At 43.0% G+C, this 13,559-nt stretch carries 10 protein-coding genes; 8 read left to right on the forward strand and 2 right to left on the reverse strand.

Features of this window, described 5'->3' with window-relative positions; genetic code table 11:
* Nucleotides 1-68 precede the first annotated feature (68 nt).
* The 6 genes from CHA6605_RS13585 (at nucleotide 69) to CHA6605_RS13610 (ending at nucleotide 8,251) form a co-directional block, all read left to right on the forward strand.
* A complete protein-coding gene (locus CHA6605_RS13585) occupies nucleotides 69-1,277 on the forward strand; it encodes a glycosyltransferase (RefSeq protein ID WP_041549323.1) in 1,209 nt (402 codons plus the stop codon).
* A 38-nt stretch (nucleotides 1,278-1,315) separates the two neighbouring features.
* The gene (locus tag CHA6605_RS13590) at nucleotides 1,316-2,524 is read left to right on the forward strand and encodes a glycosyltransferase family 4 protein (RefSeq protein WP_015160015.1); all 1,209 of its coding nucleotides are present in this window, start codon (nucleotides 1,316-1,318) and stop codon (nucleotides 2,522-2,524) included.
* 45 nt (nucleotides 2,525-2,569) lie between these two features.
* The gene (locus tag CHA6605_RS13595) at nucleotides 2,570-3,772 is read left to right on the forward strand and encodes an endo-1,4-beta-xylanase (protein WP_015160016.1); all 1,203 of its coding nucleotides are present in this window, start codon (nucleotides 2,570-2,572) and stop codon (nucleotides 3,770-3,772) included.
* Between the two features lie 67 nt (nucleotides 3,773-3,839).
* Entirely contained in the window at nucleotides 3,840-4,748 is a 909-nt protein-coding gene (locus CHA6605_RS13600; protein ID WP_157259985.1) for an O-fucosyltransferase family protein, read from the forward strand.
* Between the two features lie 196 nt (nucleotides 4,749-4,944).
* Nucleotides 4,945-5,727 carry a WecB/TagA/CpsF family glycosyltransferase gene (locus tag CHA6605_RS13605; RefSeq protein ID WP_015160018.1) on the forward strand — a complete coding sequence of 261 codons (783 nt, stop codon included), beginning with the start codon at nucleotides 4,945-4,947 and terminating at the stop codon, nucleotides 5,725-5,727.
* A 211-nt stretch (nucleotides 5,728-5,938) separates the two neighbouring features.
* Nucleotides 5,939-8,251 (forward strand): GumC family protein, encoded by a 2,313-nt coding sequence (locus CHA6605_RS13610; protein ID WP_015160019.1) that lies wholly within the window; start codon nucleotides 5,939-5,941, stop codon nucleotides 8,249-8,251.
* On the opposite strand, the gene CHA6605_RS36215 is transcribed toward CHA6605_RS13610, so the two are convergent.
* Nucleotides 8,248-8,373: a hypothetical protein gene (locus CHA6605_RS36215; protein WP_269744593.1), complete on the reverse strand. Its 126-nt coding sequence runs from the start codon at nucleotides 8,371-8,373 to the stop codon at nucleotides 8,248-8,250. The two genes, CHA6605_RS13610 and CHA6605_RS36215, sit on opposite strands and share 4 nt — an antisense overlap.
* Before the next feature lie 326 nt (nucleotides 8,374-8,699).
* On the opposite strand from CHA6605_RS36215, the gene CHA6605_RS13615 reads away from it, so the two are divergent.
* Together CHA6605_RS13615 and CHA6605_RS13620 are read left to right on the forward strand one after the other, a co-directional pair.
* Nucleotides 8,700-10,508 carry a hypothetical protein gene (locus CHA6605_RS13615; RefSeq protein ID WP_015160020.1) on the forward strand — a complete coding sequence of 603 codons (1,809 nt, stop codon included), beginning with the start codon at nucleotides 8,700-8,702 and terminating at the stop codon, nucleotides 10,506-10,508.
* Nucleotides 10,505-11,734 carry a glycosyltransferase gene (locus CHA6605_RS13620; RefSeq protein WP_015160021.1) on the forward strand — a complete coding sequence of 410 codons (1,230 nt, stop codon included), beginning with the start codon at nucleotides 10,505-10,507 and terminating at the stop codon, nucleotides 11,732-11,734. The genes CHA6605_RS13615 and CHA6605_RS13620 overlap by 4 nt, the downstream gene beginning before the upstream one ends.
* 147 nt (nucleotides 11,735-11,881) lie before the next feature.
* On the opposite strand, the gene CHA6605_RS13625 is transcribed toward CHA6605_RS13620, so the two are convergent.
* Nucleotides 11,882-13,318 (reverse strand): carotenoid oxygenase family protein, encoded by a 1,437-nt coding sequence (locus tag CHA6605_RS13625; protein ID WP_015160022.1) that lies wholly within the window; start codon nucleotides 13,316-13,318, stop codon nucleotides 11,882-11,884.
* Nucleotides 13,319-13,559 lie beyond the last annotated feature (241 nt).

Consider the following 13,559-nt stretch of genomic DNA (forward strand, 5'->3'; position numbering starts at 1 on the left):
CTGATTTCGAGTCCAAATTACCGAAGTTATCAGAATTAAAGCTAATTTTTTTAATATAAATGCTCGATATGAAAATAACTTTAGTATGTCAAGAAATACCTTATCCAGCCATTCACGGTAGTCGGATCGATATCTGGCGGCGCATCAAAGCTTTTGCAGCCCAAGGTGTCGAACTACAAACGATCTTTTGGTGGTTTGGTAATGCGCCAACTGCCGAAGACATTGCCGAAATTCATAAATATGCCAGCCAGGTACATCCATTAGAAATCGAACAAACATCGATCTCCCGCCTGCGCCGAGCTACCGATCTATGGACTTATCCGCTGGCAACTTCTTCGCGACGAGTTAAAGGCCAAAAATTAGCACAGCTCGTCCAGTCCGTAAGAGAATTTAGTCCCGATCTAATTTTTTTGGATGGTTTGCATGGTGGGGCGATCGCGACGATCTTGAGCCGCGAGTTAAATGTGCCACTGGTGACCCGCTCTCATAATATCGAACATCTTTATGCTAAAAAATTACTCGCTGCGGCGGTTGGCTTTAAAGATAAACTCAGGCAATCGCTATCGATGCTGCATTTAGAACGCTATGAAAAAGACATTCTAGCCAAGAGTGCATTGTTTTACGATATTTCCGCCGATGACTTAAAATTTTGGCAAGATCTTAACTTCACTAACGGTCGTTTATTACCGCCGATCTTTGAATTTTCAGATCGATCGACTAGTGAAAATCGCGATGTCGCTCAATCCGAGGGTGCTTACGATCTGGTGTTTTTAGGTAACTTAAATACCGAAAATAATGTCGCAGGTGTCATCTGGTTTTTAACTCAGGTATTCCCGATCGTGCGCGAGCGATTGCCGCTGGTAAAGGTACTCATCGCTGGCTTCAAGCCTGTCGATCGAATTGTCGAGATGTGCGAATGCACTGCTGGCGTAACTTTAAGCATTAACCCTGTCTCGGCTAGCGATACCTATCGATCGGGCGCGGTACTCATCAACCCGATCTTAACGGGCAGCGGCGTCAAAATCAAATCGATCGAAATGTTACAATTTGGCAAACCGATAGTTTCGACTAGCGAAGGCGTATCTGGTTTACCAACCGACATCAAACAATATTTTAAAATTGCTAACGATCGGGTTGCATTTGCAAATGCCGCGATCGAATTTTTAACAACTAAGTCGGATGTACCGCTGGTCGATCGACAGTTATTAGAGTCTTATTTCGGTGCCAAAATTATCGATGATGTTGTTGCCGAACTAAAATCGATCGCCCGCCCCTAAAATTTTTCTCAATTAATAAAGTTATTTCAGGACGAGTTATGCTGGACGCACAAACTATATCTAACAAACCGCCAGATCGGGATCTCAGCAAGTCTTTACGAATTGCCCTTCTATTTCCGACTGTAGAATTGGGGAATTATTGGCAACCAGTACTCAAAGAGTTGGCCGATATTTCCGAGCGAGTGATGTTGTACACGGGGCGACCCTGGGCGGGATTCGACCCCAATGACCCCGAAAATATCCATGTCGAAGTTGTAGGTAAAACGGTCAGAGTAAATAATTCTGAATCGAAAACCGATTACAGTGGCGGCTATATGATGCTATCGCCCCGAATTATCGGGCGCATCTTAGCTTTTAAACCGCAAGTTGTCATCGCCTGTGGGTTTTCGATTTGGACGATGCTGGCAATTATTTTCAAACCGATCGGTCGCTGGCGCGTGATTCTCGCCTGGGATGGTAGTTCGCCAAATGTGGATTTTCGTAATTCTAAACTGCGGTTGTGGGTGCGCGCGACGATCGCGCGGTTTGTCGATCGATTTATTACTAATAGCGAAGCTGGCAAAGCTTATTTTTGCGAGTATTTAGGTGTCGAGGGTCAAAAAATTACCGTCAAACCCTATTTAGTGCCAGATCCTCAAACTTTATCGAGCCGATTATTGACAGCGACAGCCACCGTAGATCTCCAGTTGCCGTCGCCAATTTTTCTGTATGTGGGTCGGCTCGAAGAGCGCAAAGGAGTGCATTTGCTCCTCCAAGCGTGTCATCTTTTACGCCAACAGAGCTGTCAATTCTCGCTGGCGATCGCCGGACGCGGGCCGCAACAGGATGAGCTGCAAGCCTATTGTCACAGCCACGATCTCGACGATTGCGTCGAGTGGTTGGGGTGGATCGACTACCGCCAACTGGGGGCATATTTCCAGCAAGCTGATATCTTGGTATTTCCATCGCTAGAAGATATCTGGGGGATGGTGACACTAGAAGCAATGGCCTTTGGCAAACCCGTTTTAGCCTCCAAATGGGCGGGATCGTCAGAGCTAATCGTCGATGGTCAAAATGGTTGGCTCTGCGATCCCCACGATCCCACCGCGATGGCGGCACAAATGCGCTCGGCGATCGATCGACCCGCGCTCATCACGACGGTGGGTAAGGCTGCCGCCGCGACGCTCTGCGAGCATACACCCCAGGCAGTAGCCCGCTTTTTGGCGCGAGTGAGCCTGCAATCGATCGACGGCAATATGGTTGAATAGTCAACCGATTGCATCTGACGAGCGGGTATCACCAACAGCAAGAACATGTCTAAATTATATTTGCAACGTTTATTGTCTAGAAGACAATTTTTTATTGGCGGAATTAGTACGGCGACGGCGATCGCGACTTTATTTTTAACTAAACTCCAAGTCCTGAGTTATCTAATTTATCCCTTCAAGTCCGAGGCGGGTAAATTAGCCGATCTTCAGTCGCGAAAATTTGTAGTCGTTGGTAAAAAGTCACTCCAGCAACGCGCTCGATCGAAAGGGATAATTTATGGAGCCTTTCCAGAGGCAGACGATCGAAAATTTGCTAAAGATTCCGAGTTTAGATCTAAATTAGTCAGCGAATGTAAGATGATGCCAGTGGGTACTTACTGGTATACCCATCGACCTAAGCCGGATACTTTTGACTTTACTAGTTCTGACTACTTTGTGAAATTCGGCACGGAAAATAAACTGCTGATGCGCGGACATCCCCTAGTGTGGCACGAGTTTTTACCCGACTGGGTGGCAGCAACAGTGACTAAAGACAATGCCAAGCAAATTTTGACTAATCATGTGGAAACGATTGTCAAGCGTTATGCCGGAAAAATTCACTCGTGGGATGTCGTGAATGAAGGCATCGATATTAGTAAAGGTCGGCGTGCTGACGGCATTAGGAATAGTCTGTGGATGAAGTTTTTAGGAGCTGATTATCTGGATATTGCCTTTCGGACGGCGGCCAAAGCCGATCCGCGCGCTAAATTAGTTTATAACGATTTTGGCGTAGAATACGACTCCGCTGGATATGACGAAAAGCGCGAAGCGATCTTAAATTTATTACAGCGGCTCAAGTCAAATGGAACGCCAATTTACGCGCTAGGTATTCAGTCACATTTATTTGGCGATCGCCATCCTTTTAAACCCCGTAAATTTCAAGAGTTTCTCAAAAATGTCGCTAGTTTAGGTCTAAAAATTATGATTACCGAACTAGATGTCGAAGACCGTCACTTACCAAAAGATATCGCACAACGAGATCGGTTAGTTGCCGCAGCGTATGAAGATTATCTGGCCGTTGCTTTGGCTCAAAAGGCCGTTGTTTCGGTCACTACTTGGGGATTGAGCGATCGCTATACTTGGCTGGCAGGTCACAATTTTCGCGCCGATAAGGCCGAGAAACGTCCCTTGCCTTTCGATCGCAACTTAAAACCCAAATTAGCTTGGAATGCCATCGCGCGGGCTTTCGATCGCGCGCCAAAACGCTAAATTAATTGATAATCGATCGTTGATAGTTGGGTGTTGGGGGATTATTTCAAACATTATTTACTCATTAATGTCTGCAAACATAGAGATCGTTCGGATTAAAAACATGCAAGTTAATTCAAAATCTTCCATAATATATGTTAAACCGATCGGCGGTTTATGCAATCGACTTCGGGTCATCGATTCGGCACTCACTTTGGCACGGCAGAATCATAGCTATTTACATGTAATTTGGCATTTAAATGCCGAATTAAACTGTAGATTTGAAGACTTATTCGAGCTGCCTACTAGTATCGATAAGATCGAGCAACCCCAGACATCAGATTTACTCAATCGAGCGGTCGAGAAATTGTATCGTACCAAAATTGGTGGCTTAATTCAAAATTTCTACTTAAAAGATGTCTTCAAGTCCTTCGATCTGGTCTTAACATACGATCGAATGGATCGTTATCACAATCTCCACTATCGAGATTGTAACTTTCCCGAACTGACTGCGGCGAAGCGCGCTTATATTACTACCCCGCATTCCTTTTATCCTGCCGCTCGACCTTTTCGGGATTTTGTACCAGTAAAACGGTTACAACAAATTATTGACGAGTATTCCCAAAATTTCGATCGGGTTGTTGGCGTTCATATCAGACGCACAGACAATCGACAATCCTCCGCCGCTAGCTCGACAGCCGGATTCATTGAATTAATGCAAGCAGAAATTCAAAAAGACGATCGCACCAAATTTTTTGTAGCTACAGATTCTGAGTTAGAAGAGCATAATTTAAAGTTAATGTTTCCAGATCGGATCGTCACTTACCCAAAACAATCGCTCGATCGTAACAATCCCAAGGCTATTCAAGATGCTGTCATCGATCTTTACTGCTTATCAAAATGTCGTAAATTAATCGGCAGCTACTATAGCTCTTTTACCGCTCTTGCCTATCAGATCCATAATATAGATTATACAATAGTCAAAGATCGATCTTGACCGTACAAGCGGCTTTTTTTAGATCGGTGTTTTGGCGGATTACCTGAAAAAACATTTACAGTAATATTATAAAAAACTCAACTTGTCAATCCAAGATTTTTTATAAATTTAGACAATCCGATAACGATCGATACTCAGCCGCTCGCAAGTACGCTAATAGCTACTAACGATCGGAAACGCATCATTAAAGTACGCTATGGAATTACAGACCGAGAGATCGCCGCTACAACATCGTCATATTATCGGTATGCGTGTCGATGCCACCAGCTATGAAGATGCCACCGAAAGAATTATTAAGTGGGCACAATTCAGAGCCGCAAAACGCGTTTGTGCCGCGAATGTCCACATGGCAATGGAAACTTATGACGATCCCAAATTTGCAGAAGTAGTCAATTATGCTGATTTAGTCACGCCAGACGGAATGCCTTTAGTCTGGGGTTTGCGCGCTCTGGGAATTAAAGATGCAACTAGAGTTTGCGGGCCGAGTCTAACTTTAATGGTATGCGAAGCCGCTGCACGCCACAAGTTACCGATCGCGCTTTATGGTGGTACGCCAGAAAGTTTAGTCGATCTGACTAGTTTTTTACTCGATCGATTTCCAGAAATCGAAATTGCCTGTCAAATTTCACCGCCTTTTCGCGAGCTAACTCCCGCAGAAGATACGGCTTACACCGAGCAAATCGTGGCATCGGGAGCGCGAATTCTGTTTGTCGGGATTGGTTGTCCGCGCCAAGAAATCTGGATGGCACGGCATCAAGACCGAATTCCCGCTGTCATGCTAGGAGTAGGTGCTGCTTTTAATTTTTATTCGGGACGTGTCAAGCACGCCCCGCTTTGGATGCAGAAAATCGGTCTAGAGTGGTTTTTTCGGTTGCTAATGGAGCCAAGACGTTTGTGGAAGCGTTATTTAAAGCAAAATCCCCGCTTTATCTTCTTGTTCTTACAGCAATTAATTCTCTCTTCAAGAATAGATAATTGATAACTCAATTTTATTGAGACTTATAGCCTAATTTTACCTGGAGTGCGATCGCGATCGCTGATGATTGAATATCAAAATGATAAGAGCTAGATTACTTATTCAAACGATCGATCCCGATCTCTTCTGATTTGATAAGCTATGGAGCAAGTGTTTTGGCGGATTCAATCTCTAGAGATTTTGATATAATAAAAAGTTACTATACAAATAATTTATGGAATCTCAAGAATCAATTGACTTAAACTTGAGTCATTATTTATTCGCAGTAAAACGGCACTGGATTCCTGCTGTTAGTATTTTTGCTGCGACAGTTGCGCTGAGTATTGCGGCAGCTTCTTTATTAAAACCATCCTATCAAGCAGAAGGAAGGCTGTTATTTAAGAATTCTACATTTAGGGTCATTGGGCCAAATCTCATTCCCAGCAACATGGAAGGAAGTGAGTCCGGCGATCTCAAGTCCTTAGTATCTAATCAAAATCCCATCACCACTCAGATGGAAGTGATTGCTTCGCGACCATTATTACAGAGAACTGCCGATCGATTAAAACTTAAAAACGATCGCGGTAAACTACTTACAGCAAGCGACATCCATACTGGGTTGACAACCAAAATTATCGGCGGTTCGGATATATTACAAATTGGTTTTAAAGGTCGTAATTCAAAAGATGCTGCCAATATAGTTAATACATTGATGAATGTTTATTTAGAAAATGATATTCAAGCTAGTAGATTGGAAGCAGAGAATGCTCGACAATTTATAGAGCAGCAGATGCCAAAAACTTTAGCTGCGGTGAATAGCGCAGAGAGCGCGGTACGAAACTTCAAACAGCAAAATAATATTGTCGATCTATCAGAAGAAGCTAAATCTGCTGTTGGTGTCATTGGTAATTTAGAGAATAACATTAATGCCGTTCGATCGGAATTAGAACAGGCCAATGCTCAAAGTCAAGAATTATACAAAAAAGTTAATTTAAATTCTCAAGATGCTTTAGCAGTTAGCGCAATTAGTCAGTCGCCTGCAATTCAAGGAATTCTCACTCAGCTCCAAGACGTAGATAGACAGCTTGCAACTGAAAGTAGTCGCTTTTCTGATGATAATCCCATTATTGTCGGACTCAAAGAAAAGCAATCAAAATTAAAAGCACTTCTGGAACAACAAATCCGGAGTACGATCGGTTCTCAAGCACAGATTCCACAAGGATTGCTAAAAATTGGCGACCTCAAACAAAATCTAATTACTGAGTTACTGCGATCGCAAGTACAGCAGACTGGCTTAGTTAACAAACTAAATTCGCTCCAGAGTTCTCGTGCCGCTTATGAAAAAAGAGTGAGCGTCATTCCTAAACTGGTACAGACTCAACGTCAGCTAGAAAGACAGCTAGAAGTCTCTCAAGCTACTTATCAATCTTTATTAAAAAAGGTTCAGGAACTTCAGGTAGCCAGAAATAAGAGTACGTCAAATGCTCGCATTATTTCGAGTGCTGCCATTCCTGAAAAACCAGAGCCAGGGCCAAAATTAATCCTGGGAATTTTAGGCGGTCTGGTAGGTGCTTTACTCGGTACTAGTGCAATTGCTTACCTAGAACTCAGAGATAGCTCACTCAAAACTGTTAAAGAGATCGATAAGATTTTTGGATATACTTTGTTAGGGATGATTCCGGCGACCCAAAAGAAAAAGATTCGCTCCCGTGCAACGACACCAGAACAAACAACCCTAGAAATTGCAGTTAGAGATACCCCCCAATCGATAACTAGCGAAATGTCCCGCACTATTCAATCCAATTTGCGATTTTTAAGTGCCGATAAACCGTTAAAAATAATTGCCATTACTAGTAGTGTTGCTAATGAAGGTAAATCTAAAGTAGCAGCCAATTTAGCCGCTGCAATTGCCGGAATGGGACAAAAAGTGTTGTTAATCGATGCCGATATGCGCGTTCCTTATCAGCATCGTTTCTGGAAATTGCCACTCAGAAAAGGTTTGAGCGAACTAATAGAGCGGAAATCTAAGCTTCAGCAAATCTCTTGGACAGTGATGGAAAATTTAGATGTATTAACTGCTGGAGCTAGACCCTCAAATCCGCTATCAGCTCTCGAATCCAAACAAATGAAATTGCTAATTCAAGAAGTTTCAAAATCCTATGATTTTGTAATTATTGACGTACCGCCAATTTTAGTCGCTAGCGATGCTTTGACTGTAGGTCAAATCGCTGATGGAGTGTTGTTAGTGTCCAGACCTGGGGTAATTAATGCCAAAGATGCTAAAGCAGTCCAAGAAAAATTTAAAATGTCACAATGTAATGTATTAGGCTTAATTGTTAATGGTGTCATTCAAAAATATGAAACCGAAGATTATTTCTCGGCCAGCCAAGAATACTTTAGCGTTGAGGAGGAAACTGAAGCACCCTGGACTGATTACATGACTAAGCTTGGCGAAACCATCGCCGATCGATCTCAGTCAGATACAATATTTATCGATACAGAGGGTGTGACTACGATGCTCGGCAAGTCTACCAACTTCCATAACTAAACTAGAGTGTTTGCGTCAGTAATTAATAACTGATAATTGATAATTGCGCTCTGGAGTTTCCCTCCCTTGCTGCTTGGTTCGCCAGCCTGTGTTTGTGAGATATTGTCAGCGATCGCAGTCACAATTTATTACTCTTGTTTTAGGAAAAGTTTGTCACAGAATCTTTAGGTGTAATTAACTTCACATGCTCCGCTATTTGTCTGAAATTAAATTAAGATAATTAGCCGAGCGTCATCAAAAATCGATCGGCTATAATACTAAAACAGTTTTTCAATATCAAAATCTACCTAAATATAAACGTCATCAAAAATTGATGTCTACGCTCATTATTTAATAGTACTAGAATAAAATATTTGAGAAAATATGAGCGTTAAGCTAGAATTAGTCGGTAGCTTAACGCTCTAAATTTTTTTGAATGCAAAAATTAATATATATTAGGTATTTTTAAATGAGTTTAAGACAAGATCGCCTTAAGGCTAGAGCGATAGAGATACCGGAAATAGCTATCTTTCCCCTATTAGTGGCGATTGTTTGGGTCGCACATTTTTGGCACTCTGCTAGTTTCGGACTGTATGAAGATGATTGGAACAGAATTCCTAATATCATCGGACTGAGTTGGCAGCAAATCTTCACTAAAGTTATTTTTGAAACCAGCGGTCAAGGCCGTCCATTTCACGATGGGTTAATTTTTTTATTTTCGTTCTTAGGTATCAAGATTGGTGGATTACAGTACGCTTATGCGATCGGGGCGGCGATCGTTTCTGCCAATGCTTGCCTCTTCTATTCATTACTAAATAAAATCTACAGTAATCGAGTTTTTGCCATTACTGGAGCATTGACATTCTGCCTCTTTCCTGCCGATACTACTAGAGATTATTTAACTCATTCATTAGGAATCCAGCCATCATTAACTTTTCTACTACTCGCTCTTCATTGCTACACTTCTGGTAAAATAAAACTAGCTTATTCTATTGTATTCTTATCTTTAATTACCTACGAGCCTGTATTTACGGTTTTCTTTGCCGCTCCGTTGTTCGATCGAGAATGGAATTCAAAATTACCTAAAATATTATTTAGAAACGCAGTCATTTTACTCGGCCTTATTATCCTGATACTAATAGTCCGTAGAATCCTTGGCGAGGGACAAGTTTCCCAGTTCGGTATTCAATCGATCGTTTTATTAATACTCAACCCAATTATTGGATCGATTACTAGCTTAACGATGTTAGTCTACCGACCGCTAGAAACATTGCTTAAATTTAATACAGAATGGCTACTCTGTTTACTAGCTTTTATTAGTCTGGCATGTTTATTTTATTACTTGAAGTCGGAGTCTTTGCACAAAGTATTTAGCTTGCGCGGGCTAGTTCGATCGAAAAGGTTTTTAAAAATGCCAGACGCACTCAAGCCATATGCCAAGCCAATGCTAACTGGATTAGCTGCCTTAATGCTGGCTTATCCGCTGGCAATGACTAGTTATGGATTCGCCATTAGCGGTAGAACTACGCGAGTTCATGTCGCAGCAATTATTGGCACTTCGATCTTATCAGCTTGCATCTGTTCGGCTATTTTGGTGACAGCCAGCAGATATAATCGCAGGCGTTTAGCAGCACTGGGATTAGCAGGATTTTTTGCTTTATTAGTTGGATTCGGACTCAGAGTTCAGCAAGACTACCAGTTGATGTGGCAGCATCAAAGAGGGTTTTGGAGCGATGTGGTGCGCCTGTGTCCAGATCTCACAGAGGGAACTGTAATTTTTGTCGAACCTAGTGGGTTGCGCGATACCAGACAACCAGTTCCGTTTCGACCATCGAGAGGTGTCTCAGATCCCAAACAAATTAAAGCACTGGAGTGGGAATTGCCGCAAGTACTCAGTAATATCTATCAGTTTCCCGCTAGTTGGCAACTAAAACCGAAAGCATATCGATTACAATCAGATTGGCAAGATAAAATCTTGTCCGATCGTAATTTATTCCGCGTTAGTACTGCGATACCTGTCATCAACGAGGATGAAATGAATCGCGAGATTGAAAGTACTAATGTAATTTTTCTGGAAACCAAAAGTGATAAATTAACTCGCCGCACGGAGCCACTGACAATTGGCAATCGACAATTTAAACTCAAACAACAAACTCGTGCCGGATTACCACCATTTGAGAAGAAATATCTCTATAATTATCTAATTCAAAGCCCTGGCGATCGATCGATCGATTATTTAGTTGGGAACAGCACATCTACCAGTAAAAAAACCTCATGAGCGACAGTAACCAAAATCTCTTATTGGCATTTCCCACTGGCGCATTGGTAATTAGCGATCGAGTAAATATAACATCTACGCTCGATCGTCCGCTGAAATTTTCTTTAATAATTCCGACCTTTAATGAAGGACAGAATATCAAAGAAATCGTTACTATTTTAAGTGGATTGCTCGATCGAATCATCCCTGGCGAATACGAACTGATCGTCGTCGATGACAATAGTCCCGATCTCACTTGGGAATTAGCCTGCGAACTCATCCCCACTTACCCACAACTGCAAGTCATGCGCCGCACTACCGAGCGCGGACTTTCCACAGCGGTAATTCGCGGTTGGCAAGCCGCACGCGGTGAAGTTTTAGGCGTTATCGATGCCGACTTGCAACACCCCCCAGAAATTCTGCTGCAACTCTGGGGTGAGATCGTCAAAGGAGCTGAATTATCTGTCGCTAGCCGCAACGTCGAAGGCGGTGGCGTCAGCGAATGGAGTGTCGTGCGGCGATTTTTATCGCGCGGCGCACAAATGTTAGGACTAGCCATTTTACCAGAAGTCATCGGTCGTCTTTCCGACCCGATGAGCGGATACTTTATGGTCCGCCGCAGTGCGATCGCCAATAAAACACTCAGTCCTGTCGGTTACAAAATTTTAATCGAAGTCGCCGCTAGAGGCCAAATTCGCTGGATTGCCGAAACTGGATATGTATTCCGAGAACGGGTTGCAGGCGCGAGCAAGGTCACCTGGAAACAGTATGTAGAGTATATCCAACATTTAGTCAGATTGCGGTTTTCACTGTGGCCTGTGACGCGCTTTCTCCGCTTTGGCGTGGTCGGATTTAGCGGTGTCTTTGTCGATTTGGGTGTATTTTATCTATTGAGAACTCTGTTAGGCATTGGTTTGACTCGCAGCACGATTTTGTCTTCAGAAGTAGCCATTCTCAATAATTTCTTATGGAATGATGTCTGGACATTTGGCGATATGAGTCGCGGTCAACAAGGCAACCGCAAACGTTTTCGCAGATTTATTAAATTTAATCTGATCTGTCTGTCCGGCTTAGTTATCAATACCTTAATCGTCAATGTGCTGTTTAATGCATTTCACATTAATGAATATATCGCTAAATTAATCGCGATCGCTGTAGTCACATTCTGGAATTTTTGGTTTAACTTAAAGCTGAGTTGGCGCGTTACCGATACCGAGAAAGACTACAGTTCTAAACCTAAGCAGTAAATTAGTTAGACTATGATTGAGGTCGATCTCCCAACCCCCACTCAACTAATCGCACGAAATCTTCTAGTGGGGGATGGCAAGTTGATTTACCTCCGGTAGGCTTCGTCAACAATATCGATCGTTAAAATCGATATCAGCTATTCTGTATTAGTTGCTTTTCCAGGTACCGTGAAAACCCATCGGTACAACACTAGGTAAACCCAAACGACAGACTGGAGAGTCATCTAGCCTGTCTCGATCGAAAATCCAGACTTCACTCTGATGATGTTCGCCATCATAAATTACTGTCAAAATCCAACCTCGGTTAGGATCGAATCGATCGACAACATGAATCGGTTCGGTTGGATATAAATGACTGGCAAGATCGGCAGTAGTTAAAGTATTTGTCTGGCGATCGAACCTGCCGATCGTGCCTACTAATTCTCGATTTAGAACTGCATTTGGCTTGTGAACGGCTAAATATGTGTATCGCCATTCTCGTCCGACTCGATCGCTTTCCACCAGCGGAAATTCGCAACTCCGATCGACTAATCGATCGCTACTAACTAATTTGCCAGCAGCCGGATCGATGACTAATTGCCACAGCGTACCGATTGCCTCGGTATGAGTTTCACCACTAGCGACTTCTCTCAAAAATTCATTGGTACCAAAATCTGGATATCGCACTAAATCGCAAATAATTTGACCGTTAGGATCGACATATCCATTACCGAAATGCCATTGATACCACGGCTCAGTAGTAAAGCTACTAACCAGACTTAAATCCTCGCGATCGAACACCATAATCTGAGTGCCTAATTCTGGCTGCCACCGGATCGATTCGCTATAACTAGCCAATCCAAATAAAATCGGCAGTGGTTGAATCTCGATCGGATTGATACAAAATACTAAATATTTACCGACCAGCAAAAAGTCATGAACGGTAGTCATTCTGTGCAGTTTAGTTTGAGTAAATTTCTTAACTTTGCCACTGCGATCGCTTTCATAAAGATTTAGTTTTGGTTGCGCGCCGATCGAGATGCCAAAATTATAAATATGCCCCGAAACTGGATCGACTTTAGGGTGCGCTGAATAAATTAACGGAGCAGCAGCTAACTCTAAATTATCCGTACCGATCGTGTCTAAACTATCTAAATCTAACGCGTATGGCGCACCACCTTCCCACAAGGCCAACAATCGATCGGGTAAAGCTAAAACCGAAGTATTGGCTGCATTTCCCAACGATTTACTCCACCGTTCCCACAGATTGCCAGATGGTAGCATTCCATAATTACCATACACCCAGCGATCGACCTGACTTTCTTCCTGATATTTCTGCGTTTGAACATAGCGATAGACCCCGCTAGCAGCCCCGTCAGCAAACTTAACTGCCAAAATCGCTCCATCCCCATCAAACCAATGTCCGACCCGTTTGCCGCCGCGTTCGAGCCGTCCGGGGCCATTTCGGTAAAGGGTACCAGACACACCAGAGGGAATCGCCCCTGCGAGGATCTGTAACTGCGTCTTAGCAAATTCGGGTGCGGGTGCGGCTAGAGCTTGCCCCCAAAGAGGTTTCGTAGCTGATGGTTTGGAGGTAGTAGTCATTGGTAAATAGCAATGGTTTAGTTTTCGATCGAGGATCTGGCTAGATTTCCATATTTACAGACAGATTGCCACTAACTTAAATTCTACAAAAGTTATCTTGTATCTGAAATAAGACATCGAACGAAGTTACCTTCTAAGGAGAGCAGTCATTTAGCCCCAATTAACGATCGATTCCGATCTGTTACACGATCGATTTGCCGTAAGATGAGGCGGACTTTGCATCACTAGCAGCGGTTGAAAC

The sequence above is a fragment of the Chamaesiphon minutus PCC 6605 genome (assembly GCF_000317145.1).
Taxonomy (GTDB): domain Bacteria; phylum Cyanobacteriota; class Cyanobacteriia; order Cyanobacteriales; family Chamaesiphonaceae; genus Chamaesiphon; species Chamaesiphon minutus.